Origin of the sequence: Deferrivibrio essentukiensis (assembly GCF_020480685.1) — a bacterium.
GTDB classification, from domain to species: Bacteria; Chrysiogenota; Deferribacteres; order Deferribacterales; family Deferrivibrionaceae; genus Deferrivibrio; species Deferrivibrio essentukiensis.
This window is the reverse complement of sequence record NZ_JAJAFU010000002.1, coordinates 18825-44891: the sequence shown is the minus strand read 5'-3', so window position 1 is coordinate 44891 and position 26067 is coordinate 18825. Positions and strand designations below refer to the sequence as shown.

Genomic DNA, 26067 nt, shown 5'->3' with positions numbered 1-26067 from the left:
AAGTTAGAACAAAAATAGTAATCTTTTGTTATAGGGTCAATACAAAAATATATTTATTTTTGTTTATGTGCATTTATATTTTGTTGAAAACAATAAAAATTACTGTAGAATAATAATATGAAAACCTTATATCAAGTTTTTTTTATAATTATATTAACTGCCAGTATGTTATTAGGTTATTCCTTTTCATCGACATTTAAAATCCCTCTAAAAGTCGGGGCAATTCTTTATTCAGAAGAGTTTCTCACCGGTGTTGAAGGTTTAGAATCTGGTCTTAAAGATTTGGGTTATGGAGATGAAAAAGAGGTTTATTTTGATGTTAAAGTTATAAATGGTGACCTTGGAAAGATACCGGCAATAATGGAAGAATTTAACAATGAAGGGGTAAAAGTTTTGTTTGTCACTACTACACCGATAGCTAAAAAAGTAATGGCGATTAACGACAAATACAAGTTTCAAGTTGTGTTTAATGAGGTTGCTGACCCCGTGTTGTCCGGTCTTGTTAATACATTGGATAAACCCGGGAGAAATTTTACCGGCGTATCACATGCTGCATTTCGTATGACGCCAAAGAGGATTCAGGTCGCCACTGAATTTTTCAATAAAACTAAAACCATTTATTATCTTTCAGGCAGTGTGGAGAAAGGGCTTGAGGGTTTTGATAAGCAGATGCATGAAACGGAGCGTTTGCTTAATATTAAGATTAAAGTTGTAGATTTTAACAGTAAAGCCTATAATGAGTTTGTTGAGTATATTTCCAATTCTGACAATTCTGAAAGTATTATAGTTTTTGGAATAAGTCCTGAGCTTGTAAGAAATTTCAATAGTTTGAGAGATATTTCTTATAGGGCTTCAATCCCTCTTATACCTATGGATGCAAGTCTTGTGGCAAGAGGTGCGGCCTTTACTTATGCTCCCGAGTTTTATTCTATCGGCAGGCAAAGTGCATATATTATGGATATGATTTTTAAAGGTGCAAATGCTTCGGATATCCCGGTAAAATTGCCGGATAAAATAGGAATTTATATAAATAAGACTGCACTGAAATATTTTCAAAATAAATATGACAGATACTATTTATACTATGCTGAAAGGTGTTTTTAAGTGAATAAAATATTTAAAGAACTTTTCTTTAGGTATATGTTTATTGCGACTATACTGATAGTGTGTGCATTTATAGGTGTCATAATTGTTTTAAAGTATAATTATGAAAAAGAGCTCGAGAAAAATTCTTATGAGCGGCTTAATAATTTAAACAATCAACTTACCCTTTTACCCGGCTCAGTTTATGAAATGCTTCGTCACTCTCTTGTTATAGATATAAACTCTGGTGATGATTTTAGAAATCTCAGAATGAATTTTTATGATGATGAGCTTTTAGCAAAAGTATATCTGATTAAAGGGGGAAAATTTATTTTTGGGCTTTCCAAATACGATATAATAAAGGAGCTTGAGGGTGATATAAATGATGACTTGCGCAATGTGGTGACGTTTGAGGATGGAGAGTTAACGTTAGTAAAAGAGTTTTTTGTAGATGACTACAATATAATCTACTATATGCCGATTTTAAAAATATTACAGACTTATGCTAGCTTTATCCCTTTTGAATATAGCCTTGGAGTTTTTGATAAAAACGGTAAAGTCCTTTTTTTCTCTGATTACTCTTCTATGTTTGGCATGAGTACGATAAAAGGGTTTAAAAAGAATGATTTGGCTTATACTTATACTTCTCTTAGAGTAAAATTAGAAAACAGCCTGACAAATTCGAGTGATATATACTTTGCCACTTATGGTAACAGTAAATTGTTTGAAAATTTGTATGTAGGAATATTTGTCCACAATAAGGTTATTGAAACATATTTGTTAAAGAGTATTTTTTATCTGAGCCTGTTAGGTATTTTTCTTTTTTTGATAGCTGTGGTATTTATTTATTTTTATTCAAGAAGATTTTCAAAACCATTAGAAAGGTTAGCCAATATTGTGGGTGGGTTTCCAGATTCATTTACTGATTATTCTTTGCATTTTTTCCCTGACAATGAGGTTAGATTGTTGGCCTCAAAGTTTAAAGATGTGGCTGCAAATGTAAAACGAAACATTTCTAAAAATGATGAGCTTTTAAAAAAACTTGAAACACAAAGCAATCTTCTGTTTAAAATGCTTGATTTTCTTCCAAGTGATATCGTCCTTATAGAAAGGGAATATTTTAAAATTAAATATATTAATAAGAATTTTCTGAAAAATACGGACAGCAGATTAACCAATGTTACAGGTGAGCAGTTTTTTAGCTTATTTTGTAATTCAGAGAAAAAAGATAAATTGGTTAAACTGTTTAGTGAGATAGAAGAGCCCCGATTTTTTTACAGTATAGATGTAAATGCCGAATTTGGCATCAAGCATGTGTCAAAATGTGTGAATTTGGATGTCGTCCCCGTTGGGTTGGAATTTATAATGTTAATCATACAAGATGTGCAGAGGGAGATGGAGGCTGTAGAAGTCATCAAAGCTCAAAAAATGTTAATTGAAAGTTATTTTGATGCTATACCGGAGATGGCATTTATTAAAGATAAAAATCTCAGATATGTGGATGTCAACAAATCTTTTGTTGAATTTACAGGATTTAAACGTGACTTTGTAAAAGGGTTAAGAGAAACTGATATTTATCCTCTTGAGTTTGCCGAATACATAATTCAAAAAGAAAGGTGGATATTAGAAAACAGAAAGCCTTTGAAGTATGAAATAGAGTTAAGTAAAGGTAATAAAAAGAGGATTGTAGAAGTTTATAAGACTCCGCTTATCAATGAGTATGGTGAAGTTGAATTTATAGTGGGGATAGCAAGGGATATAACCGAATATAAAAATTTTACAAATGAGATTGAAAAACAGAAAAATATTTTGAGCAATGTAATCGACAGCCTTAGAGAAGGGATAATAGTATTGGATGAAAATAAAAATATAATTTATGCTAATGAGTTTTTGAAAAGTTTAATATTTTGTGGGGACAGTTTTTTTAAACTTGAGTATTTGGAAGATTTGATGAGGTTTATGCCAGATGAGTCTATGACGGAGTTTACAGATAAACTGGATACTTTGATAAATGATGATAATATATCAAAGGTTTATGGCAGGATTAATATATTTAATATGAAACATGAGTATAAAGACCTCTTTTATGTAGGTCTTGCTGTTAAGTTTAATTTTACAAGTGAAAGGATGTTTGTGTTAACTTTCAGGGATGAAACAGAAATGAACCTGATTTTGAATAAACTTGCTGTCTCTGAGAGGTCAGAATCTATAACTAAGATTATTGGAGGGCTTACCCACGATTTTAAAAATATGTTAAGTGCTATTTATAATTATTTGATGATTTACACTTTAGAGTTTCAACTTGATGAAGTTCAGAAAGGTTATATTGAAAATGTATTTAGGGTGCTTAATAAGGCAAGGTATCTTTCAGAGGAGCTTCTTGGTATTACAAAAGGTGGAACTAAAAAGGAAGGTATATCTAATATAAAAGATGTCGCCGAAGAGGTTGGGCTTTTTGTTTTTTCAGGGACAGAAATTGTATTTGAAAACAATATTCATGACAATATTTGGAATGTTTTGATTGATGCAAATCAGTTATCTCAAATACTTCATAATATATTTTTAAATGCCGTCCAGGCAATAGATGGCGCAGGGAAGGTATCGGTTAATGCCCAAAATATGGATGTGGAGAATGATAATGAACTTCAACCCGGGAAATATGTAAAATTGATCATTGAAGATACAGGTAAAGGTATTGAAAAAGATATATTGGAAAAGATTTTTGAGCCGTATTTTACTACAAAGGAGAAAGGGTCGGGTTTGGGACTATTTATTATTAAGTCTTTGATTGAGAAAGCTTCAGGGAAGATAACTATTGAATCTGAAGTAGGTAAAGGGACAAAGGTAGAGATATATTTAAAATCTTCAGGGGTTTCAGATTCTGCAAAAAGAGGTCATGAGGTTGTTGTAAATAAAACATCCTCTAAAAAGCATAATGTTATAATTGTAGATGACCAGATTGATATTCTTGACTCTTTGAAAGGCCTTTTGGAAATATTTGGGTGCAATGTGAAAGCTGCAAAGGATTCGGATGAGGCGATTGTTTTTCTTGATAAATCTCGAGAAAATGGTGAAAAAGTGGATTTGATAATTACTGACTTGACCATTCCTGGAGGAAAAGGTGGGCTTGATTTATTGGACAGGGTGAAGAAAATCGACAAAAATATACCTATTGTCTTGATGAGTGGCCACGCCGATAGTAGCGAAATTAAAAAATATTTGTCTTACGGATTTAAATCTATACTTTCCAAGCCCTTTGATGTGGAAGAAATTAATAAAATTTTAGAGAGCATATAATCATTCTCCTGCATTTTTAACGAGATAATCCACTATCTTTTTAGATTCGGATGAGGAAATATTTGCTCCGTAAGACTTCATCTTTTTGACTGTTTTTTTCCATGTGCTTTTATCATACTTTTTGTTTAAAATTATCCCTTCGCCATGGCACTGCGTACATTTTGTGTAAAAAAGCTCTTCGTCTGAAGTAGCGTAACTTATGGTTACGACAAGTAATAGTGAAGTTATAAAGATTATTTTTTTCATGTTATCCTCCTGATTTTTTTCAGTATAGTGAATCAGTATTTCTTGTAAATATAAAAAAAATAATTTAATATCCAAATTCTGACTCAAGGAGGCAGATTTTATGAAAAGTGAGAATAATGTTGTAAATCAGTATTTGATTGATGAATTTAAGGTTGGTGATACGTGGAGGATGTTTAAGATTTTATCTGAATTTGTAGAAGGTTTTGAAAGCTTAGCCCATGTTGAGCCTGCAGTAAGTATCTTCGGGTCAGCCAGGGCGAAAGAAGACCATAAAGATTATAAAAAAGCAAGACAGCTCGGGCGGATGCTTGCCGAAAGTGGTATTACTGTTTTGACAGGGGGTGGCCCTGGAATTATGGAGGCTGCAAATAGAGGGGCGGCTGAAGGGGGCGGTCAATCGATTGGACTAAACATTGAGCTTCCTTTTGAACAAAAGCCAAATCCTTATGCAAAAAAGGTAGTAACGTTTAATTATTTTTTTGTAAGAAAAGTGATGTTGGTAAAATATGCCAGCGCTTTTGTAATTTTCCCCGGCGGGTTTGGCACGCTTGATGAATTTTTTGAAGCGCTAACTCTTATTCAGACCAGAAAGATAAAATATTTTCCTTTGATACTTGTTGATAGTCAATATTGGAGCGGGTTGATTGAATGGATAAAAAATACTATGCTTGAAAATGGTTTTATTGCTCCTGACGATTTATCTTTGATAAAAATTGTGGATGAGACAGATGAGATTATGTCGTGCATCAAACAGTTTTTGAAGGTGTAGCATGAAAAATTTAAAATTTTACGATTTGCATACGCATACTACATTTAGCGATGGAGTGTTGATCCCAGCCGAATCTGCAAGAAGGGCTGAAGTTTTAGGTTACTCTGGAATTGCAATTACCGACCATGCTGATGATTCAAACTTTAAGTTTATAATTGAAAAACAGAAAGAATTCCAAAAAAGTTTTAATAAAGTGTCTGATTTTAAGGTGATTATTGGAGTTGAATTTACTCATGTTAAGCCTGTTTTACTTGAAAAAGTTATTCCTGAAGCAAGGAAATTTGGGGCAGATATTGTTGTCGTCCACGGTGAAACAATTGTGGAGCCGGTAAAAGAGGGTACAAACAGGGCAGCTATTGAGGCTTGTGCTGATATACTTGCACATCCAGGGCTTATAACGGAAGATGAAGTCAAACTTGCTGCAGCAAATGGTGTGGCGTTGGAAATTACCACCCGTAAAGGGCATTCTTACACCAATGGCCATGTTTTTAATCTTGCCAAAAAATTTGGTGCAAATCTGGTATTAAATAATGATTTTCATGCACCGGGGGATAATTTAAGTGTAGATATGTTGGTTAAAGTATTAAAGGGTATTGGCATAAATAATAATGAGATTTTATCTATTTTTGAAAATAATAAAAAAATTTTTAATAAAGGATTAGGAGGATTAAGATGACAAGGAAAAATAACCAAATGAGTGAAGAAGCACCTATTGATAAGGTTGAAAGTTTTTTAAACAAAAATTTTAAAGTTATTATTTCAAGCATTGCAGGAGTAATTGCTTTGATTCTTGTGGTCTATATGGTCTATAAGAATATCCAGAGCAGTAAAATTGCAAAACTTGACAATCTCGGAAACTATGAAGTTTCTATAGCTCAGCAGAATGTTAGTGAAGATATTTTGGAATCCTATGGAAAGTCAGCGGAAAGCTTTTCTGATCAAAAAGATTATATATATTTAAGAATTGCTCAAATATATATTAGTAAGGGTAATATTGATAAGGCAAAAAGTTATCTTTCAAAAGTTAACGGCAATCTGAAGGAGCTTTCCGACAGTCTTATGTATGACCTTGGTGATGCAAATGTTGCTTCAAAGTACAATGAGGATTCAAGACTGCATATAATTTGGGATTATAGAAAAGCTTTAGCGGGTGGGGATGTTAAAAGCTTTTTGGATAAGTATCCAAACTCAAATTTGGCGGAGTTAATAAAAAATTGGGAGTCTTAAAATATGAGAAAGGTTTTATCCGGAAATGAGGCGATAGCCCGAGGTGCATATGAAGCGGGAGTAAAAGTTGTCAGCTCTTATCCCGGCACCCCGAGCAGTGAAATTACTGATTTTGTAAAAAGATATGGGGAGATTTACTGTGAGTGGGCAGTAAATGAAAAGGTAGCTTTAGAGGTTGCCATAGGTGCTTCCCTGGCCGGTAGACGCTCAATGACATGTATGAAACATGTGGGTTTGAATGTGGCCGCTGACCCATTGATGACGTTAAGTTATACGGGTGTAAATGGTGGCCTTGTGATTCTTGTGGCGGATGACCCCAATATGTTTAGCTCTCAAAATGAGCAAGACAGCCGAAATTATGCAAGGTTTGCAAAAGTACCTTTATTGGAGCCTTCAGATAGTAATGAGGCAAAAGAATTTGTTAAAAAAGCGTTTGAAATATCTGAGAAATTTTGTACACCTGTAATTGTAAGGTCAGTAACAAGGCTTTCTCACAGTATGTCAGCAGTTGATTTGGGAGAAAGGGTTGAAGTTACATCCAAAGGGCTTGAAAACAACATCCCTAAGTGGGTAATGGTACCTGCAAATGGAAGAGTTAGACACGTATTCGTTGAAGAAAGATTGAAAGAGCTACAAACATACAACAGTGAATCTGATTTGGTTGTAGAAGAAATAATTAGCAATGAAATTGGTATTATAACTTCAGGTATCCCTTACCAATATGTAAAAGAGGCATTGCCTGAGGCATCTGTGCTTAAACTTGGTATGGTTTGGCCATTGCCTTTAGATAAAATAGTTGATTTCTCTAAAAAGGTAAAAAAACTTTATGTGGTTGAAGAGCTTGACCCAATAATCGAGACTGAGTTATTGGCAAAAGGGTTAAAACTAAAAAAAATAAAAAGACCACTTACCGGTGAGTTATCAGTTGATGCTGTTAAAAAACTTTTTGGTATAAAAGTAAATAAATACAAAACAACGGTTAAAGAGCTTCCTAACAGACCACCGAATATGTGCCCTGGCTGTTCGCATAGAGGTATGTTTTATGCGATAAGTAAGTTGAAACTTTTTGCTGCAGGTGACATAGGTTGTTACACTTTAGGGCTTTTACCACCTTTGTCAGCAATAAACTCTACTGTTTGCATGGGTGCAAGTATTTCTATGGCACACGGTATAGATAGAGCAAGCGATGGCGAGTATGCCAAGAAGAGTGTTGCAGTAATTGGAGATTCTACATTTTTTCACACAGGTATTAACGGGTTGCTTAACTCTGTTTACAACAAGGGGTGTTCTACCGTTGTTATACTTGACAACAGAACAACAGGGATGACAGGTCATCAGCCTAATCCAGGTACAGGTATAACGATAAGAGGAGAAGAAAGCCCGAGAATTAATTTTGAGCTTTTGTGCAGAGCGTTTGGTATTAAAAATGTAGTAACTGTTGATCCGTTTGATGTAGACGAATGTATAAGAGTGTTAAAAGAGGAAACTTCGAAAGAAGAGTTAAGTGTGATTATTACTAATAGACCGTGTATTTTTGCCGACAGGACAGTAATTACAAATCCATACTTTATAGATGCTGACAAATGTACCGGTTGCACTGCATGCACAAGGCTAGGGTGTCCTGCAATTACTTGGGATAAAAAGAAAAAGATAGCTATGATTGATGAATCTCTCTGTACGGGATGTGGGCTTTGCCCAAAAGTCTGTAGATTTAATGCAATTTTTCAAAGGGGTGTTAAATGAGTTTTAATATACTAATGTTTGGTGTAGGAGGCCAAGGGACTGTGTTGTCCAGTGATATTGTTTGTGAGGTTGCGATTGAGAGTGGTTATGATGCCAAGAAAAGTGAAATTCACGGTATGGCTCAACGTGGCGGGAGTGTAGTCAGTCATGTGAGGATAGCTAAGAAAGTTTATTCTCCCGTTATTTCATTTGGCGAAGCAGATATTATGGTATCTTTTGAGTATATGGAGTTTTTGAGGTATATGGAGTATGTTAACAGCGAAACACTTCTTATTTTGAATACAAACAAGATTTTTCCTCCTGGTGTTTTATCAGGTAAGGAAGAATACCCTGAAAAGGTTATCAAACAGAAATTAAAGTTATTTAAAGGTGTAAGCCAGATTGACGCTTTGAAGATAGCTCAAGAGTCTGGAAATGTAAAAGTTGCCGGTATGGCTGTAGTAGGTGCTTTGGCAAAAACGCTCCCTTTTGAAAAAAAGGTCTGGAAAAATATTATTGAGAGTAAAGTACCTCCGAAAACAGTTGAAAGTAATATTAAAGCTTTTGAGTTAGGTTTTACATTATAAGGCTGAATAAATAACTTGAAATAAAAAGTTCTTGAATTATAATTTTATGTATGATAAAAGAAAAATAAGTGGGTATTTTCCCACTTATTTTTTTGTATAGGGTTTGTCAAACAATCATGAGCATAGTCCACAAAAAAATTGAACACACAGTTAGGGATTATTTAAAGAATAATTTACCTTTCGATGGTGTTGAAATATTTGATGTTACTTATAGAAGGGAAAGAGCCGGTAATGTCTTAAGGGTCATTATTGATGGTGAAAATGTAGGGCTTGAAGAGTGCGCTAAAGTGAGTAATTTTGTGTACGAATGGCTGGATAACGAGGATTTGATAGAGGGTAAATACTCTCTTGAGGTTTCTACACCGGGCATTGACAGGCCCCTTAGAAATCAAAAAGATTTTTTAAGGTATAAAGGGAAGGTTTGCAAAATTACCTTAATTAACCCTGTGGGAGAGAATAGAAAGAATTTTAAGGGTAAAATTATGGAAGTGAATGAGGACAAGATTATTATATATGTTGAACATGAAAGTAAACATTTTGACATAGATATAAAAAATATAAAAAAAGCTAAATTAGAAATAGATTTTTAGGAGGCAAGATGATCAGAGAATTTGCTAAAGTGGCTGATGAGCTTGGAAGAGAAAAGGGGCTAAGCCGCAGTATGTTAAGTGAAGTATTAAGAGAAGCGATTGTTACTGCTGTACATAAAAAAATTGGAAAATATGGTGAACCTGAGGTGACTGTTGACATAGAAAAAGGGACTATAAAAATTTTAATTCCGAAAGAGGTTTCCGAAGAGATAGACAGTAAGTGGCATGAGATAAGTATAGAAGAAGCTAAAAAATATAAAGAAAATCCTCAGCTTGGGGATATTGTAATGGTTCCTACTACACTTGAAGCTCTTGGCAGGCAGGCAGCAATTGCAGCTAAAAATAAACTATTAGAAAAGATAAGAGATGCCGAAAGACAGGTAATTTATGAGCAGTTTCAAAATAAAGTTGGTGAAATATTAAATGGTACAGTACTGAAGACTGAGCGCGATAATTTAGTTGTCAATATTGGTAAAGCTGAAGCTATCTTACCTAAAAGGGAAAGTATCCCTGCCGATTTCTTTGGGAGAGGCGATTATGTAAGAGCTTTATTACTTGAAATCAGAGTCGTTAAAGGTTGGCCTCAGTTGATATTGTCCAGGACTCACCCTGAATTTCTTAAAAAACTTTTTGAAATGGAAATCCCTGAAGTTTATGAAGGTATTATAGATGTAAAAGGTGTTGCTCGCGAACCGGGTGACAGGGCGAAAGTTGCTGTTTATTCAACCAATTCAAACATTGATCCCGTAGGGGCATGTATTGGGCTTAAGGGGGTCAGGATTAATTCAATAAGCCAGGAGTTGAGAGGGGAAAAGATAGATGTGATAGAGTGGTCACCAGACCCGGTAAAATATGTATGTAACGCCATTTCACCTGCTCAGGTATTATTGACAAATATTTTTGAAGATGAAGAGACTATTGAGGTTGTAGTACCGGATGACGAACTTTCACTTGCTATCGGTAAGAAAGGGCAAAATGTTAAGTTAGCTGCCATGCTTACCGGTTGGAGATTAGATGTACTGAAAGAAAGTGAATACAACGAAATAAGAAAAGTAAGACTTATAGAGCAGGAGCAAGAGTTTAAGGAATTTGATGAACTTTATAATCTGGAGCATATTGACGTTTTGACTGACGAAATGGTGAGAAGACTTGTCGATGCCGGTATTGATGATGTTGAAAAGCTTTCTACATCCAACTTGGAAGAAGTGGCTGCCGCTCTTGAAATAAGTGACGAGGAAGCAATAAATATAATAAACAGTGCCATCGATTATTTAACTTCAAAACTTGCAGAGCTTCAAGATGATGACTTCACAGAAGAGTCAGAAGAAGAAGAGTAAAAATATCAGAACGTGTATTGTTTGTAAGTGTAAATTTGAAAAAAAAGAATTGTTAAGATTTGTAAGAGAGAATAAAATAGCAAAGGTAGATTTAGAGCATAATATGCCAGGGAGAGGATTTTACATCTGTTATGAGGATTTATTGAGAGTTAAAGGTTCCGCACTCAAAAAAATAACAGGTGTTGAAAAAGATATTCTTTTAAGTTACCTTTATGAAGAGATAGAAAATGTTATTTTTAATCATTTGAGTAGTTTGAACAAGAAATTAAAGGATAAATGTGTTGAGTTATTTTTAAAGGACAGAGATGGTTTTTTGACTTACTTGAGAGATATGGAAAATAAAAATATAAATGTTAAAAATATTGACATAATGCTTAGTAGATTGAATAAGATTAAGCAGTTAAACTTTTAAGGAGTGCTTTTGGTATGAGTAAATTTAAGTTACAGGAAGTTATCGAAAAGGCAGGATTAAGTTTTGAAGATGCGTTGGAAAAATTAAAAGAGATAAATATAGATGTTTCATCCCCTGATGATATGGTGAATGAAAAAGCTGTAAGTCACCTAGGGGTTGACCCTAAGATTCTTAGTGTAGACAAAAGACAGGAGCTTTTGAAAAAAGCTCTTGAGAGGCATAAAAGACACTCAAGGCCAAAAGAAGTAGTAATTAAAAAGAGTGATGATGACAGTTCGAAAAGAATTTCCAAGGAAGAGCTTTTGCGAAAGAAGAGAGAGCTTGAAAAATCTTTGAAAAAAGTGGATGAGGAAAGAGAAAAAATTGCCAAGGTAAAGCAGGAAGAGTTAAACAAAGAGAAAGAGGCAGAAGAAACAAAAGTGGAGCAAGAAAAAGTACAGACTGTCGAAGTATCAAAAGCTGCTCCCGAATCTGCTACTTTAGCTACTGAAGTTGCTGCACCTGTGAAGGATGAAGATAAAAAAGAAACTCAAAAACCATCTCAGAGTGAAAAAACTGAAGATAAACCAAAGCCTGTTCATAGAGAGAAAAAAGATGGTAGGGATTTTAATAGAAGACCAAGAGAACATTCTGACTCAAGAAGGGATACAAGAACCCCTGAAACAAAGCAGTTTAAAGATAAAAAAGTAGAGCAAAAGCCAAGAAGAGAGGATGATTCGAGGGGTAAAGCCGCATTTAAAAAGCAAGATGATATTGATAAACCGTCTGAGACTTTTGAAAAACTAAAAAGAGTCGATATAGACAAGAAAAAAGAAACTCCTAAAGAGGATATTGAGCCCAAAAAGGTTAAGGCTAAGAAAGGTGTTAAAAAAGAGAAAAATTTGGTTAAAGACATTTTAGAGGGGTTTGATGAGCTTGAGCTTGAGGAAGCAATAGTTAAAGGTGAAATAAAAGATGAGATTATTATAGATGAAGAGGTAATTGTAGAAAAAACTGAAGATATTGCTCAGAAAAATAAAGGTAAAAGACAACAGAAACCTAAGAAAAAAGATAGAGCAAAAGAGAGTAAAAAGCAGGAACCTGTAAAGATTACAAAAGTTGAAATAGGTGAAACTATCACTGTAAATGAGTTAGCAGGCTTGCTAGGGATAAAGGCCGTTGAGCTTGTTAAAAAACTTTTTGCTATGGGTGTAATGGCTTCGGTAAATCAGGCAATTGATGCGGAAACTGCTCAGCTATTAGGTGCAGAATATGATATAGAAGTGGTGGTTAAAACAATTACAGAAGATGATTTGTTGCCGAAGTATGAAGATAATCCAGAGAAGATGAAGCCAAGACCTCCTATTGTTACAGTTATGGGGCACGTTGACCACGGTAAGACATCTTTACTTGATGCAATCAGAAAGACAAGGGTTGCAGAGGGTGAAGCCGGAGGTATTACCCAGCATATAGGTGCTTATGAAGTTGATTTAAATGGCAGAAGCATAACGTTTCTTGATACTCCCGGTCATGAGGCTTTTACTACATTAAGGGCAAGGGGTGCAAATGTTACAGATATTGTAATTCTTGTTGTTGCGGCTGATGACGGGGTTATGCCTCAAACAAAAGAGGCAATAGACCATTCTAAGGCTGCAGGGGTAAGATTGGTTGTAGCAGTTAATAAAATTGACAAACCTAATGCAAATCCCGAGAAGGTTAAAACTCAGCTTGCAGAATATGGAATAATTCCTGAAGAATGGGGCGGTGAAAACCAGTTTCAGGAAATTTCAGCTAAAAATAGAATTGGAATTGAAGATTTGCTTGAAAGAGTCCTCCTTGAGGCAGATATGTTGGAGCTTAAGGCTGATTATGACAGGTTAGCTGAAGGTATAATTATTGAATCCAAGCTTGATAAACAGCGAGGCCCGGTGGGTACTGTCTTGGTTAGAAAAGGCACTTTGAAAAATGGAGATTTTTTTGTAGTAGGCCCAACATTTGGTAAGGTTAGAGCTATGTTTAACTCAGTTGGAAGGAGTGTGAAGACTGCCGGCCCATCTGTACCTGTAGAAGTAATGGGATTTTCTTCTGTTCCTGAATCAGGCCAAACCTTTATTGTTGTGCCAAATGAAAAGGTAGCAAGACAGGTTGCAGAGATTAGAATGGCAAAAATGAAAGAGGCTGAGCTGAGGGAGAAGAGCAAGGTAAGTCTTAACGATCTGTTTGATAGAATCAAAGAAGGTGAAATTCAGGAGCTTAACATTGTCATAAAGGCTGATGTACAAGGGTCTGTGGAAGCTCTAAAGACAAGTTTAATTAAGTTATCAAACCAGGAAGTTAAGGTAAATATTATTCATGATGGTGTTGGCGGTATAAATGAATCGGATGTCCTTTTGGCTGCTGCTTCAAATGCAGTTATTATTGGATTTAACGTAAGGCCTGACAATAATGCAAGAGCAGTTGCCGAGCGTGAAAATGTGGAAATTAACCTATATTCGGTTATTTATGAAGCGATAGATAACATTAAAAGTGCTATTGAAGGTATGCTCTCCCCAGAGGTTAATGAAAGTGTAATAGGTAGAGTTGAGGTAAGACAAGTATTTTCAGTGCCTAAAATAGGAAAAATCGCCGGTGCATATGTATTGGAAGGTAAAATTACAAGAAACGCGAAAGTTAGGGTTATTCGTGACAATATAGTTGTTTATGATGGTACAGTTGGTTCTTTGAAACGTTTTCAGGATGATGCAAAGGAAGTTGTTGCCGGTTATGAGTGTGGTGTGGGTATTGACAGGTTTAATGACATCAAAGAGGGCGACATATTCGAAGTTTATGAAATGGTAGAAAGAAAGAGGGAGCTTAAAGAGCTTAAATGATATAAATGATTATAGGTGTATTGAATATTTTGCTCGAAATCCCTTCTGCATTTTCTTTAAAGGAGAAAAGGAGGGTTTTAAATAGTCTCAAGACAAAGCTAAAGAGCAAATTCAATATTTCTGTTGCTGAAATTGGAGAGAAGGATATTTGGAATAGGGCAGAAATAGGTGTTGCTTTGATAAGTGATGACACCTCTTTTTGCAATGAGCAGTTAGGCAAGGTTGTAGATTTTGTGGACAATCAACATGACGTGGTTGTGTTGGAGATAAATCAGGAGATTTTATAAATGCAAAATAGTGGCAGTTTTAGAGATAAAAGAGTTGGTGAGCTTCTTAAACATGAAATCATGAATATAATATTCAAGGAGCTTAAAGATCCGAGAGTGGTTAATGTTTCGATTACAGATATTGTTGTGGCGAAAGATTTTAGTGTTGCTAAGGTGTATGTGAGGACGCTTCTTGATGGTGATAAGGATGGTTGTGTTATTGGTCTTAACAATAGTGCCAATTTTATCAGAGGGAAGTTAATGAAAGTTTTAAGGCTTAAAAAGGTACCTCATCTTGAGTTTTTTTATGATGACACCCTTGATAATGCACTGAAGATTGAGTCCCTCATTAGGGAAGTATCCAAAGATAAATGAATGGAATTGTAAACGTCAACAAAGAGAGTGGTTGCTCATCCTTTAGCGTAGTTGAATCTTTGAAAAAAATACTTAAAACAAAGAAATGCGGTCATATCGGGACGCTGGATCCGATTGCTGAAGGTGTGCTACCTGTATGTGTTAATCAGGCAACTAAACTGTCAGATTATCTGATGGCAAAGGATAAAGAGTATATTGCATCAGTCAGGTTAGGGATCAAAACGGATACAATGGATATTACGGGTAAGATTTTGCATGAGTCAAATGAAGTCCCTGACTTGCAAGCCATCAAAGAAGTCCTGGAACTGATTATAGGTGAGAGGGAATATAAGATTCCTGCTTTTTCTGCTGTTAAAATTTCAGGTCAAAGAGCATACAAATTAGCAAGGAAAGGGCTTATTGATGATGCAGGTACGAGGATAATGACAGTGTACGAAGCAGAAATTTTAAATTATAGTTATCCTGAAATTATAATAAGGTTTTTTTGTGAAAAAGGTACGTATATCAGGAGCCTTATAGATTTTTTAGGTGATAGTCTTGGTTCTTACGGGACAATGCAGAATCTCATAAGGACAAGAAACGGTGTCTTTGATATTAAAAGCTCTTTTAAATTATACGAGATAGTTGAAATGGTTAAGAAAGATGATTTTAGTTTTGTTATCCCTATGGAAAAAGTTATAGACTGGCCAAATTGTGTGCTTAAAGATGAGTATGTGGAAAGATTTTTAAATGGAGTTCAGATACAGAAAAATGGTTACATTAAATTGCCTATTGAAGAGGAATCCGATTTCTTTTGGATAACAGATAGACTTAAAAATGTATTAGGCTTTGCAAAAAAAAATGAAGGGAAAGATATACCGCTTAAAGTTGTAAAAATATTCAAAGATTAAAAGTTAAATAAAGTTAAAAAAAACTTGTAAAGTAATAAAAATGATAATATAGTATACGTTTGAAATTGGAGGTGTTTAATGGCATTAGAAAAAGCGTTGAAAAACGAAATTATTGAGAAGTTTAAGACATGTGAAGGGGATACTGGTTCTCCTGAAGTTCAGGTAGCGCTATTAACCGAAAGGATAAAGCAACTTACTGAACATTTTGCAACACACAAAAAGGACTTTCACTCAAGAAAAGGTCTTCTTATGTTGGTAGGTAAAAGAAGGAAGCTTCTTGATTACCTCAAAAAGAAGGACTACAACAGGTACAAAACTCTTATCGATACTTTAGGGTTAAGGAAATAGGGTAAGTAATGAAAAAAGACGTGAAAGAATTTGAAGTAAGGCTCGATGATAGTATCGAGCCTATTATTTTCGAGACAGGGTTCAAAGCAAAGCAGACCAATGCCAGTATTTGGGCTAGACAAGGTGATACTATTGTCTTGGTTACTGCTGTTGCAAGCAAAAAATCTCCCGAAAAAATAGACTTTTTCCCGCTAACTGTGAATTATGTTGAAAAGTTTTATGCTGTGGGTAAGATTCCTGGCGGATTTATCAAAAGGGAAAGTCGACCTTCGGATAGAGAAACATTGGTATCAAGGCTTATAGACAGGCCTTTGAGACCTTTATTCCCTGAAGGTTTTAGAAATGAAACACAGGTTATAGCAACTGTAGTTTCAAGTGACTCAAAACATTCTCCTGATATCCTTGCACTTAATGCTGCAAGTGCCGCACTTATGATATCTGATATACCTTTTAATGGACCGGTGTGTGGAGTTAGGGTAGGCAAAAAGGATGGGAATTTAATTATAAATCCTTCTGCTGACACTTACGACAATCTTGATATGAATATTGTTCTTGCAGGGACTAAAGATGCCATTGTTATGGTTGAAGCCGGAATGAACAATGTTAGTGAGGAAGAAGTTGTTGAGGCTTTAGAGTTTGGGCATGAGTATATAAAGAAAATTGTTGCTGTTCAGGAGAAAATGGCTGCTGAGATTGGCAAACCAAAAATGGAATATAAAGACTTTACGGTTCCTGATAATATATATCAAAAAGTCCATAGTGAGCTTGCTGAAAAGTTAAAAGAAGCGGTTCTGATTCCGGGAAAGCAGGAAAAGTATGCTGCTATTGATAACGTTAAAGAGGAATACTTCACCAAGCTTAAGGAAGATTTGGGCGATGAATTTGCTGAACTTGAAAGTGCATATAAGGAAGCTTATGGTCTTGTAGAGAAAGATGTTTTTAGAGATATTACGTTAAATTCTGGACACAGAGTTGATGGTAGAGGATATACTGAAGTAAGACCTATAGATATAGAAATTAACCTTCTTCCAAAGGCTCATGGCTCAGCCCTTTTTACAAGGGGTGAGACTCAGGCTCTTGTTACTACTACACTTGGCACAAAAATGGACAGTCAGATGCTTGATGATATAGAAGGTGAAGGGAGCAAGAGATTTATGCTCCATTATAATTTCCCACCTTTTTGTGTCGGCGAGGTTGGATTTTTGAGAGCTCCGGGTAGAAGAGAGATTGGGCACGGTGCCTTGGCTGAAAGGGCACTTTCATTTATGATTCCCGATGAAAAGGATTTCCCGTACACTATAAGGGTAGTGTCAGAAATATTAGAGTCTAACGGTTCATCCTCAATGGCGACTGTATGTGGTGGTTCACTTTCTCTTATGGATGCCGGTGTTCCTGTCAAGGATGCTGTTGCTGGAATCGCAATGGGCTTGATTTATGAAAAAGATAAGTATGTTGTATTGAGTGATATAATGGGGATAGAAGACCATCTTGGCGATATGGATTTTAAAGTCGCAGGTACTAAAGACGGTATTACTGCTTTGCAGATGGATATCAAGATAGAAGGTCTATCGAGAGATATCCTTGAAAAAGCTTTGGCACAGGCAAAAGAGGGCAGACTTCATATCCTTTCTAAAATGAATGAAATTATCGATGCTCCGAGGGGTGATTTATCTCCTAACGCTCCGCGTTTTGAAGTTATGAGTATCAAACCTGATAAGGTTGGTCTCGTAATCGGGCCTGGAGGAAAAACAATAAAGGCTATTATTGAAGAAACGGGTGTTTCTATAGATATAATGGATGACGGTATCCTTAATATTTTTGGAAGCAACAAAGAGGCTATTGAAAAGGCCAAAGACAAGATAGCTGCTCTTGTTCAGGAATTGGAAGCAGGGAAGACATACAAGGCAAAGGTTAAAAAAATAGCCGATTTTGGCGCTTTTGTTGAGTTGATTCCAGGCGTTGAAGCACTTCTTCATGTTTCAGAATATGCTCTTGAAAGGACTAAAAACATTGGTGACCATTTAAAAGTAGGTGACTTGGTTGAAGTTAAGTACCTTGGAAAAGATGAAAAAGGGCGATTGAAAATTTCTAGAAAAGAATTGTTAAAAGGTGTCTGAAAAGGCACCTTTTCTTTTTTATGGATAGATTTGTATATAACGAATATCCCATACCTGTTATTTGCGACAGAGATAAAAATTCCGAATTAATTATCCTTGGTGTTGTATTTTTAAACGGAAGTTCAGATGAAAATCCTTTTAACAATGGTATTACTCATTTAATTGAACATATGGTTTTTAAAGGGACAAAAAAATATTCTGCAAAGGATATCTCATTTAAAGTTGAATCATTGGGTGGTTATATTAATGCTTTTACCACTAAAGAGTATACTTGTTTTTATGTTAAAATGATTAATAATAACTTTAATAAACTTGTTGATATTTTTCTTGATGTTTGTTTCAATGCGGATTTTAGTGAAGATGAGTTTTACAAGGAAAAAGATGTAATTTACTCTGAAATAGTTTCAATTAAAGATAACCCGCAAGAATATTTTTCCGAAATATCAGAAAGCTATCTATTTTCAAATGCAGGATATTGTCTGCCTATAGCTGGAAGCCTTGAAACCCTTGAAAATATAAAATTTGAGACATTGACGGGCTACTGGAATGAATATTTTGGCAAATATGGTTACTTTGGTGTGATTTCGGGTAACTTTGATGATAAAAAACTAAATTTTTTGGCATCAAAGATTCCTGAAAAGCAGTTTGTAACTAAAAAGTACGAAAAAGAAAGTATTAAAATTTTTGAAAAAGAATTTGATTTACGGTATGAACAAACCTACTTGTCATATTTCTTGAACCTTGAGGATATTTACTCGAAAGATAAATATGCGTATCATCTTATCAGTCATATGCTATGCGAATCTATGTCATCAAGATTATTTCAGAAATTGCGAGAAGATTTAGGTTTGTGTTATAATATAAATAGCGATGTGACTTTATATAAAATTGGGGGCTATTTGAGTATTGATGCCGAAATTGACGGTAGAAAATATGAAAAATTTAATAAAAATCTTGTTAAAGAGCTAGAGCTGATTTATAAAAAAGGTTTTAAAGAGAAAGAACTAAGGGCTGCAAAAAATCAGATTCTTCTAAGTTTAAGATCTGGTTATGAAAGTCTTTCAAACAGGTTTGAGATAAACACAAAGCAGTTTATTAACGAGAGCAGGCTTATTGCACCAAGAGAAATTGAAGGGAAGATACAAGGTTACAGTTTGCAAGATTTAAATTTTATATACAAAAAAATATATGATTACGGGATAACTAAATGCAGGACATTGTAGTTAAGGTAAAAAGCTTAGATAGTTTGTTTATACCGGAATATGCAACAGATGGCGCTGCCGGTGCTGATTTAAAGTCGGCTGAGGATGGTGTGATTAAGCCGGGTGAAGTAAAATTAGTCAAAACAGGATTATTTTTAGAGATCCCAGAGGGGTATGAAGGTCAGGTAAGGCCCAGGAGCGGATTGGCTCTAAAGTTTGGCGTAACAGTTTTAAATTCACCCGGAACAATCGATAGTGATTACAGAGGTGAAGTTGGTGTAATATTGGTTAACCACAGCAATAAAGATTTTAGCTATAAAAAAGGGGATAGAATAGCACAGTTGGTATTTTCAAAAGTGACAAAAGCTAAATTTGAGAGTGTAGAGCAAGTAAATTCCACATCAAGAGGTGCTGGTGGATTTGGGCACACCGGGGTATAGATTGTGAATTATATTTATATTGATACATCTGGGAAACGCTTAGTACTTGGTTATTATGAAAATTTTACCTTAAGAGGTAGTGTTATCATCCCATCTTTTAAGGATATTAACGAAAAATTAGTTGAAAACTTCGACTTTATGCTGAATAATATTAATATAGATTTGCACAAAGTGGATAGTTTTTTAGTAAATATCGGTCCGGGCTCTTTTACAGGGGTGAGGATAGGTGTCTCTTTTTTACAGGGTGTTTGCATGGGGCTTGGTAAGCCCTGTTTTGGGATAACTGCTTTTGATGTGGCGGCTTTGAGCCTTGACAGACAACATGTAACTATTGCGATAAAGCTTATTGGTAAGCATTATGGCGTTAAAGAGTTTGACTTTATAAATGGGAAATATAGTGAATGTATGAATGTAACAAAAGATGAACTGAAAAGCTTTAGTGAACTTCATATTATTGATGAAGGTTTAAACCCTTTGGAAGGGATGAGTTCATCTAAGTTTACTGAGTTTATTACAGAAGCTATCCCATTTTATATGAGAAAATCTGAAGCGGAGATAAATTTTGATAAGGGTTGCAACCTTAACTGATTTAGAAGAGATAGTAAAAATCGAGAATGAAAATTATGACACCCCTTGGAGTTATGAATCTTTTTTAAATGAACTATATTCAGATAAGAGCACCATATATGTATATGAATTAGAAGGTGAAATAGCGGGATATGTGGTGTTGTATATATTAATTGATGAAATAGATATTGCAAATATTTCTGTTAAAAAAGAGTATCAGGGTTGTAAGATTGGCAGTAGGCTTATGGAATTTGTTTTAAATAAATATATAGGATATATGTTTTATCTGGAAGTCAGAGAAGATAATATGAAAGCTATTTCTCTTTATGAAAAGTTTGGATTTAAAAGTTACTCCATGAGAAAAGATTATTATGGACGAGGAATAAATGCAATTTTAATGAAATTAAATAACTTAGGGGTGAATTATGCTTAAAGTTAACGAGGAATTAGTTCAGAAGCTCTTGAAAGAGAATGAAGAATTTAAAGAATTGTATCACGAACACATATCTTTGGAACAGGACTTGGAAGCATTGTACAGCCTGAAATATTTTCCCCCCGAAGTTGAGGTAAGAATTAAAGAGATAAAAAAGAGAAAATTAAAATGTAAAGATAGAATGGAGCAGATTGCTGCTGAGTTAGATTAAAAAATAAATTTTAAATACAAGGAGTGAAAAGTGAGTGAAAGAAAATTTGTATTTACTTCTGAATCGGTTACCGAAGGTCATCCGGATAAAGTTGCCGATCAGATTAGTGATGCTATTTTAGATGCAATGTTAAAAGATGACCCTTATTCAAGGGTTGCTTGTGAAACAATGGTCACAACGGGGTTAGCCATAGTCGCAGGGGAAGTTACTACAAGGACTTATGTAGATATTCCGGAGTTAGTGAGAGAGACGGTAAAAGAGATTGGTTACACGAGAGCTAAGTATGGTTTTGATTACGAGACTTGCGGTGTAATTACAACCATTGACAAGCAGTCCCCTGATATCGCTATGGGTGTTGATACCGGTGGAGCCGGAGATCAGGGTTTAATGTTTGGTTTTGCGTGTGATGAAACAGAAGAGCTAATGCCTTTGCCTATAATGCTTGCCCATAAAATATGTATGAAACTTGCCGAAGTAAGAAAAAAAGATATATTGCCTTATCTAAGGCCTGACGGAAAATCTCAGGTAACAATTGAGTATGAAGGGAACAAACCTTTGAGAGTAGACACAGTGGTTGTTTCAACTCAACATTCTCCTGACGTTAAGTTGAAAGACCTTAAGGAAGATGTGATTGAAAAGGTTATAAAAGAGGTGATTCCTTCACATTTGTTAGATGCAGAAAATATAACATACCATATAAATCCTACAGGACGTTTTGTAATAGGCGGCCCTATGGGGGATTGCGGTCTTACCGGAAGAAAAATAATTGTTGATACCTACGGTGGAAGTGGAAGGCATGGAGGTGGATGTTTCAGCGGAAAAGACCCTTCGAAGGTTGATAGAAGTGCAGCCTATGCTGCAAGATGGGTGGCAAAAAATATTGTAGCTTCTGGTGTAGCTAAAAGGTGTGAGATTCAGCTTGCATACGCTATAGGTGTTGCTCGTCCGGTATCTATCTTAGTAAATACCTTTGATACTGGTATAATCCCTGAGGCTGAAATTGAGAAAATTGTAAAGCAACTGTTTGACCTTACACCAAAAGGTATTATGGAAGCACTTGACTTAAGAAGGCCTATTTACAAACAAACTGCTGCATATGGACATTTCGGTAGAGAAATTTTCCCTTGGGAAAAGACCAATAAAGCTGACGAGATAAAGAGTTTAGCCGGGAAATTGGGTGCATAATATAAAATGGCTCAGAAAAATATTGTAATTATAGGTGCTGGCCCTGCGGGGGTCAGCACTGCTCTTTCGTTGTCAGGGAAAGGTTATGATGTTTACCTTGTTGATGAAAAGCCGGGTGGCAATTATTCATATTCAGGCAGCGTTGTTTCAAATGCCTTCCTTTACCAAAGCTATCTTTTTCATAGTTTTAAAGAAAGGGTATTGCCTATTTTGAACATAAAAAATGAGAAAGATTATGACATAGACTTTAAGAAGGTTAAAAAGAATATAGATACAATCAGAAATAAGCTCATAAAGTCCTATAAAGAAGATTTGGAAGAAGCTAATGTTAACTTAATTGAAGGGAAAGCACTTTTTACTGGAGAAAATAAGGTAGAGCTTGACTTTAATGGGGCGAAAAAAGAGTTAAAATTTCACAAAGCAGTAATAGCTACAGGGTCTATTGAAAAAACGTTAAAGAATATTAATTGCAGTAAGATGTATTATGCCTCAAACATATTTAATCTTGAAGAGATACCGAAATCTATTGCAATTTTAGGTGGTGGATTCATTGGTTGTGAATATGCCACATTTTTCAAACGGCTTGGTTGTGAAGTGAAAATTATAGAAAAGGATAACCGACTTTTGAAAAGCTTTGATGAGCAAATTGTAAAACGTCTGGAAGACTCTTTCAAAAAAGATGGTATAAAGATTTTTTATAATAAAAATGTACAGAATATTGAGAAGATTGGGAATAAAACGATTTTATTTACAGAAGGGGATGAAAAGATTGAGTCTGAGGCAGTTTTTGTGGCTATTGGACGAAAACCTAATCTTGATAAACTAAACCTTGAAACTACAGGGGTAAAATGTGAAGATGGCAGGCCTGTTTTGGACTCAGAACTTAGGACAACCAATAGAGATATTTACATTGTAGGGGATGCTACAGGTGGCGATATGCTTGTTAATTGGGCACACCTTTCATCAGAAATTGTATCTTCAAGTATTTTAAACCGACCTATATATAAAAAAACAAATATTTTACCTAAAGTTGCCTATTTAGATCCTGAGATTGCCTCAGTAGGTTATACGGATGAGGAAGCAACTAAAGTAGGATTTGACCCTGCATCTCTAAAGTACTCATACAGCAATCTTGAGAAATCATTAATTATGGGGTATAGCAAAGGTTTTGCAAAGATTATATATGATAAGAATCTCAAACGTGTCCTTGGAGCACACATTATCGGTAAAGGTGCAGCGGAGCTAATTTCCATGTTTACTATGATAATACAGGCTGAGATAAAGATAGATCAAATTTCTGAATTTATTTTCAATCATCCTACTTTTGCGGAAGTTTTAGCGGAAATAGGCAGTAAGGCAAAGTCAAAAAACTAATAATGAATCAGAAAAGGGTTATATTAAATTTAGGGTCAAATTTAGGTAATAAGGCTTCAAATTTATCAATAGCCTTAAAATATATATCAAAAATTTCCATAATCGAGAATGTTTCAAGAGTTTATGCATCAAAATCTATGTTGTTGGATAATCAGGATAGGTATTTTAATGTTTCTGCTACTGTATCTACCACACTTTCACCTTTAGATATGTTAAAAGCCCTGCAATCTATTGAAAAGAAGATGGGGAAAGAGAAATTAGGATTTTGGAGAGAAAGGTTAATTGATATAGATATAGTAGATTTCAATAATGAAATATTAAAGGGGGAAAATCTTGAAATTCCCCATTATGACCTTGAAAATAGAAGCTTTTTTCTTATTCCACTAAAGGAAATATTTCCGGGTTATATTCACCCGGTTACTAAAAGTAAAATTGTTGATATAATTAAAAATATTAAATGTGATTATGATATTACAGCTGTCGGAGAGTTAAAATGGCGATAATTACAATTTCAAAAGAGTTTGGGTGTGCAGGAGACTATGTTGCTGAAAGGGTTGCTGAAAAGCTAAATTATAAGATTATTAATAAAGAGATTATTGAGTATGTTTCGATTCTTACCGATACTGATAGGGAAATCGTTAAAAGTTATGATGAGGAGCGGCATTCCAACTTTAAGGCAACATTGTCTAAGTATGTAGATTTTTCGATATTTAAGGATGTTTTCAGTTTGAAAGATGAAGAATTAAAGTATTGCAGATTAAAACTTGACGATGATGAAGGGCTTTTTCAAGAAAATATAAAGCAGGATTTATCTTTTGACAGCGAAAAATATCAAAACACGGTTGAAAAAATAATTCATAAGTTGGCTCAGAAGGATAATGTGGTAATTGTAGGCAGGGGGGGACAGTTTATTTTAAAAGGTTACGCTAATGCAATTCATATAAGACTTTATGCGGATAAAAAATCAAAAATCAAATGGGTCTCCCATAGGGAAAAGATTGATGAAAAGACTGCGGAGCAGAAAATTCAAGAGATTGAGAAAAAACGATATAATTACATTATGCATTATTACAATGAAGATGTAACAGATTTAAATCATTATCATTTGGCAATAAATCTAAGCAAATCAGATATAGATGAGGTGAGCAGAATGATAGTCGCAATTGTAAAGGACAGATTTGCTGTATAGTATTTTAAATGTTTCAATTGACAGTTATTTTAAAGTGTATTAATTGGTAAGCTGTTGTGATTTTGAAAATGTTAACTTGGAGGAATTTTGTTTAGAAAAGTTAAGGGTTTTAGGGATATTTTTGGAGTTGAAGTTAAATATTGGGAGTTGGTTGAGAGTATCGCTAAAGATACTTTTAGAAGTTTTGGTTTCAACGAATTTAAACTGCCGATATTGGAGAAAGTTGAAGTCTTTGACAGGGGTATAGGAGCTTCAACAGATATAGTTGAAAAAGAGATGTTTGTATTTAAAGATAGAAATGACGAGATACTTGCATTAAGACCGGAAGGGACAGCTTCTTTGGTGCGTGCTTTTATAGAGAATAACCTACAAAATCCTCCGGGAGTGAAAAAGTATTACTATTATGGTCCAATGTTTAGGAGGGAAAGACCTCAAAAAGGCAGGTTTAGACAATTTTATCAGCTTGGTGTTGAGGTTTTTGGAAGCTTTTCCCCTTTAACTGATGCTGATGTTATAAATCTCCTTTATACACTTTTTCTTAAGTGTGGGATACAGGATTTTCTTACCCTTGAAATAAACAGTGTAGGCTGCCCGGAATGCAGGCCTTTTTACAGGGACAATCTTATCTCTTTTTTGAAAGATAAAAAGGATGAGCTTTGTGTTGACTGCAAAAGAAGACTTGATACCAATCCGTTAAGGGTATTAGATTGTAAAGTAGATACTTGCAAAAGTATTACAGAAAATGCTCCCTTGATGATAGATTACCTATGCGACTCATGTGACGAACATTTTAGCGAAACAAAAAAGTATTTGGATAACATTGGGATTAAATACGTTGTCAATCCTAAAATAGTCAGAGGGCTTGACTATTATGTGAGGACGGCATTTGAAATGACTACTACTTCACTTGGGGCAAGCAGTGCAGTGGGCGCCGGAGGTAGATATGACGGTCTTATAAAAACTCTTGGCGGGCCGGATATTCCTGGCATTGGGTTTGCGATAGGGGTTGATAGACTTGTAAATATTATGATGCAAAAAGATTTTGACATAAGTGAATCTATTGACGCTTATTGCATCATTTTTGATAGGGAGAGATTAAAGGATATACTCCCTGTAATTAATAATCTTAGGAAAAATAGTATATCGGTTGAGTTTGACTATGAGGTTGCATCTGTCAAATCTCAGGTTAAAAAGGCTGATAAGTTAAATGCATCATATGCTTTATTTTTCGGTGAAGATGAATTAAATAAAGGTGTTGTTACCGTAAAGAATATGAAAACTTCAACTCAGTGTGAAGTTAAAATAGAAAATCTGGCAGAATTCATAAAAGGTGAATTGGCATAAAGGAGGA

The 26067-nt window shown here is 34.9% G+C and carries 27 protein-coding genes; 26 read left to right on the top strand and 1 reads right to left on the bottom strand.

Annotated elements, in window-relative coordinates; genetic code table 11:
* Nucleotides 1–117 precede the first annotated feature (117 nt).
* Together LF845_RS01335 and LF845_RS11990 are read left to right on the top strand one after the other, a co-directional pair.
* Complete coding sequence (locus LF845_RS01335) at nt 118–1104, top strand: ABC transporter substrate-binding protein (RefSeq protein ID WP_242819187.1); 987 nt, start codon at nt 118–120, stop codon at nt 1102–1104.
* On the top strand, nt 1105–4380 hold the full coding sequence (locus LF845_RS11990) for a hybrid sensor histidine kinase/response regulator (protein WP_242819186.1): 3276 nt from the start codon (nt 1105–1107) through the stop codon (nt 4378–4380). It begins immediately after the preceding gene.
* Here LF845_RS11990 and LF845_RS01325 read toward each other — a convergent pair whose 3' ends face one another.
* Complete coding sequence (locus LF845_RS01325; RefSeq protein WP_242819185.1) at nt 4381–4626, bottom strand: c-type cytochrome; 246 nt, start codon at nt 4624–4626, stop codon at nt 4381–4383.
* Between the two features lie 100 nt (nt 4627–4726).
* On the opposite strand from LF845_RS01325, the gene LF845_RS01320 reads away from it, so the two are divergent.
* From LF845_RS01320 to hisS, 24 genes are all read left to right on the top strand, one after another.
* Nucleotides 4727–5395 carry an LOG family protein gene (locus LF845_RS01320; protein ID WP_242819184.1) on the top strand — a complete coding sequence of 223 codons (669 nt, stop codon included), beginning with the start codon at nt 4727–4729 and terminating at the stop codon, nt 5393–5395.
* 1 nt (nt 5396) lies between these two features.
* Nucleotides 5397–6071 (top strand): histidinol phosphate phosphatase domain-containing protein, encoded by a 675-nt coding sequence (locus LF845_RS01315; protein ID WP_242819183.1) that lies wholly within the window; start codon nt 5397–5399, stop codon nt 6069–6071.
* The gene (locus LF845_RS01310; protein ID WP_242819182.1) at nt 6068–6622 is read left to right on the top strand and encodes a YfgM family protein; all 555 of its coding nucleotides are present in this window, start codon (nt 6068–6070) and stop codon (nt 6620–6622) included. Before LF845_RS01315 ends, LF845_RS01310 begins: the two co-directional genes overlap by 4 nt.
* 3 nt (nt 6623–6625) lie before the next feature.
* On the top strand, nt 6626–8365 hold the full coding sequence (gene iorA, locus LF845_RS01305; RefSeq protein ID WP_242819181.1) for an indolepyruvate ferredoxin oxidoreductase subunit alpha: 1740 nt from the start codon (nt 6626–6628) through the stop codon (nt 8363–8365).
* Nucleotides 8362–8931 carry an indolepyruvate oxidoreductase subunit beta gene (locus LF845_RS01300; protein ID WP_242819180.1) on the top strand — a complete coding sequence of 190 codons (570 nt, stop codon included), beginning with the start codon at nt 8362–8364 and terminating at the stop codon, nt 8929–8931. The genes iorA and LF845_RS01300 overlap by 4 nt, the downstream gene beginning before the upstream one ends.
* Nucleotides 8932–9047: 116 nt before the next feature.
* Nucleotides 9048–9521 carry a ribosome maturation factor RimP gene (locus LF845_RS01295; protein ID WP_242819179.1) on the top strand — a complete coding sequence of 158 codons (474 nt, stop codon included), beginning with the start codon at nt 9048–9050 and terminating at the stop codon, nt 9519–9521.
* Between the two features lie 8 nt (nt 9522–9529).
* Nucleotides 9530–10858, top strand: a complete 1329-nt coding sequence (nusA, locus tag LF845_RS01290; protein WP_242819178.1) for a transcription termination factor NusA — start codon at nt 9530–9532, stop codon at nt 10856–10858.
* Entirely contained in the window at nt 10821–11270 is a 450-nt protein-coding gene (locus LF845_RS01285; RefSeq protein WP_242819177.1) for a YlxR family protein, read from the top strand. The genes nusA and LF845_RS01285 overlap by 38 nt, the downstream gene beginning before the upstream one ends.
* A gap of 14 nt (nt 11271–11284) precedes the next feature.
* Nucleotides 11285–14119: a translation initiation factor IF-2 gene (gene infB, locus LF845_RS01280; protein ID WP_242819176.1), complete on the top strand. Its 2835-nt coding sequence runs from the start codon at nt 11285–11287 to the stop codon at nt 14117–14119.
* Nucleotides 14120–14124: 5 nt separating this feature from the next.
* Nucleotides 14125–14406 carry a DUF503 domain-containing protein gene (locus LF845_RS01275; RefSeq protein WP_242819175.1) on the top strand — a complete coding sequence of 94 codons (282 nt, stop codon included), beginning with the start codon at nt 14125–14127 and terminating at the stop codon, nt 14404–14406.
* Nucleotides 14407–14760, top strand: coding sequence for a 30S ribosome-binding factor RbfA (gene rbfA, locus LF845_RS01270; RefSeq protein ID WP_242819174.1), 354 nt, complete (start codon nt 14407–14409; stop codon nt 14758–14760). It begins immediately after the preceding gene.
* A complete protein-coding gene (truB, locus tag LF845_RS01265; protein WP_242819173.1) occupies nt 14757–15650 on the top strand; it encodes a tRNA pseudouridine(55) synthase TruB in 894 nt (297 codons plus the stop codon). The genes rbfA and truB overlap by 4 nt, the downstream gene beginning before the upstream one ends.
* A gap of 78 nt (nt 15651–15728) precedes the next feature.
* Nucleotides 15729–15998, top strand: a complete 270-nt coding sequence (gene rpsO, locus LF845_RS01260; protein ID WP_242819172.1) for a 30S ribosomal protein S15 — start codon at nt 15729–15731, stop codon at nt 15996–15998.
* Between the two features lie 8 nt (nt 15999–16006).
* Complete coding sequence (gene pnp / locus LF845_RS01255; RefSeq protein WP_242819171.1) at nt 16007–18115, top strand: polyribonucleotide nucleotidyltransferase; 2109 nt, start codon at nt 16007–16009, stop codon at nt 18113–18115.
* Between the two features lie 20 nt (nt 18116–18135).
* Nucleotides 18136–19338 carry a M16 family metallopeptidase gene (locus LF845_RS01250; RefSeq protein ID WP_242819170.1) on the top strand — a complete coding sequence of 401 codons (1203 nt, stop codon included), beginning with the start codon at nt 18136–18138 and terminating at the stop codon, nt 19336–19338.
* On the top strand, nt 19323–19757 hold the full coding sequence (gene dut, locus LF845_RS01245; protein WP_242819169.1) for a dUTP diphosphatase: 435 nt from the start codon (nt 19323–19325) through the stop codon (nt 19755–19757). The genes LF845_RS01250 and dut overlap by 16 nt, the downstream gene beginning before the upstream one ends.
* 3 nt (nt 19758–19760) lie before the next feature.
* Nucleotides 19761–20345, top strand: coding sequence for a tRNA (adenosine(37)-N6)-threonylcarbamoyltransferase complex dimerization subunit type 1 TsaB (gene tsaB / locus LF845_RS01240; protein WP_242819168.1), 585 nt, complete (start codon nt 19761–19763; stop codon nt 20343–20345).
* Entirely contained in the window at nt 20320–20757 is a 438-nt protein-coding gene (gene rimI, locus LF845_RS01235) for a ribosomal protein S18-alanine N-acetyltransferase (protein ID WP_242819167.1), read from the top strand. The genes tsaB and rimI overlap by 26 nt, the downstream gene beginning before the upstream one ends.
* Nucleotides 20750–20968, top strand: a complete 219-nt coding sequence (locus LF845_RS01230) for a DUF465 domain-containing protein (RefSeq protein ID WP_242819166.1) — start codon at nt 20750–20752, stop codon at nt 20966–20968. The genes rimI and LF845_RS01230 overlap by 8 nt, the downstream gene beginning before the upstream one ends.
* Nucleotides 20969–20998: 30 nt before the next feature.
* Nucleotides 20999–22153: a methionine adenosyltransferase gene (gene metK / locus LF845_RS01225; RefSeq protein ID WP_242819165.1), complete on the top strand. Its 1155-nt coding sequence runs from the start codon at nt 20999–21001 to the stop codon at nt 22151–22153.
* A 6-nt stretch (nt 22154–22159) separates the two neighbouring features.
* On the top strand, nt 22160–23527 hold the full coding sequence (locus LF845_RS01220) for a dihydrolipoyl dehydrogenase family protein (protein ID WP_242819164.1): 1368 nt from the start codon (nt 22160–22162) through the stop codon (nt 23525–23527).
* A 2-nt stretch (nt 23528–23529) separates the two neighbouring features.
* Nucleotides 23530–24030, top strand: a complete 501-nt coding sequence (gene folK / locus LF845_RS01215; protein WP_242819163.1) for a 2-amino-4-hydroxy-6-hydroxymethyldihydropteridine diphosphokinase — start codon at nt 23530–23532, stop codon at nt 24028–24030.
* Complete coding sequence (locus LF845_RS01210; protein ID WP_242819162.1) at nt 24021–24716, top strand: cytidylate kinase-like family protein; 696 nt, start codon at nt 24021–24023, stop codon at nt 24714–24716. The genes folK and LF845_RS01210 overlap by 10 nt, the downstream gene beginning before the upstream one ends.
* 87 nt (nt 24717–24803) lie before the next feature.
* The gene (hisS, locus tag LF845_RS01205; RefSeq protein WP_242819161.1) at nt 24804–26060 is read left to right on the top strand and encodes a histidine--tRNA ligase; all 1257 of its coding nucleotides are present in this window, start codon (nt 24804–24806) and stop codon (nt 26058–26060) included.
* Nucleotides 26061–26067: the final 7 nt, after the last annotated feature.

Coding starts and splice junctions, on each gene's coding strand:
- LF845_RS01320 (WP_242819184.1), top strand. CDS start 4,727: ATGAAAAGTGAGAATAATGTTGTAAATCAGTATTTGATTGATGAATTT.
- dut (WP_242819169.1), top strand. CDS start 19,323: ATGCAGGACATTGTAGTTAAGGTAAAAAGCTTAGATAGTTTGTTTATA.
- LF845_RS01315 (WP_242819183.1), top strand. CDS start 5,397: ATGAAAAATTTAAAATTTTACGATTTGCATACGCATACTACATTTAGC.
- LF845_RS01275 (WP_242819175.1), top strand. CDS start 14,125: ATGATTATAGGTGTATTGAATATTTTGCTCGAAATCCCTTCTGCATTT.
- LF845_RS01285 (WP_242819177.1), top strand. CDS start 10,821: ATGATGACTTCACAGAAGAGTCAGAAGAAGAAGAGTAAAAATATCAGA.
- rpsO (WP_242819172.1), top strand. CDS start 15,729: ATGGCATTAGAAAAAGCGTTGAAAAACGAAATTATTGAGAAGTTTAAG.
- pnp (WP_242819171.1), top strand. CDS start 16,007: ATGAAAAAAGACGTGAAAGAATTTGAAGTAAGGCTCGATGATAGTATC.
- LF845_RS01335 (WP_242819187.1), top strand. CDS start 118: ATGAAAACCTTATATCAAGTTTTTTTTATAATTATATTAACTGCCAGT.
- rbfA (WP_242819174.1), top strand. CDS start 14,407: ATGCAAAATAGTGGCAGTTTTAGAGATAAAAGAGTTGGTGAGCTTCTT.
- iorA (WP_242819181.1), top strand. CDS start 6,626: ATGAGAAAGGTTTTATCCGGAAATGAGGCGATAGCCCGAGGTGCATAT.
- LF845_RS01310 (WP_242819182.1), top strand. CDS start 6,068: ATGACAAGGAAAAATAACCAAATGAGTGAAGAAGCACCTATTGATAAG.
- LF845_RS01325 (WP_242819185.1), bottom strand. CDS start 4,626: ATGAAAAAAATAATCTTTATAACTTCACTATTACTTGTCGTAACCATA.
- LF845_RS01250 (WP_242819170.1), top strand. CDS start 18,136: ATGGATAGATTTGTATATAACGAATATCCCATACCTGTTATTTGCGAC.
- LF845_RS01230 (WP_242819166.1), top strand. CDS start 20,750: ATGCTTAAAGTTAACGAGGAATTAGTTCAGAAGCTCTTGAAAGAGAAT.
- truB (WP_242819173.1), top strand. CDS start 14,757: ATGAATGGAATTGTAAACGTCAACAAAGAGAGTGGTTGCTCATCCTTT.
- folK (WP_242819163.1), top strand. CDS start 23,530: ATGAATCAGAAAAGGGTTATATTAAATTTAGGGTCAAATTTAGGTAAT.
- infB (WP_242819176.1), top strand. CDS start 11,285: ATGAGTAAATTTAAGTTACAGGAAGTTATCGAAAAGGCAGGATTAAGT.
- LF845_RS01210 (WP_242819162.1), top strand. CDS start 24,021: ATGGCGATAATTACAATTTCAAAAGAGTTTGGGTGTGCAGGAGACTAT.
- nusA (WP_242819178.1), top strand. CDS start 9,530: ATGATCAGAGAATTTGCTAAAGTGGCTGATGAGCTTGGAAGAGAAAAG.
- LF845_RS01300 (WP_242819180.1), top strand. CDS start 8,362: ATGAGTTTTAATATACTAATGTTTGGTGTAGGAGGCCAAGGGACTGTG.
- LF845_RS01295 (WP_242819179.1), top strand. CDS start 9,048: ATGAGCATAGTCCACAAAAAAATTGAACACACAGTTAGGGATTATTTA.
- LF845_RS01220 (WP_242819164.1), top strand. CDS start 22,160: ATGGCTCAGAAAAATATTGTAATTATAGGTGCTGGCCCTGCGGGGGTC.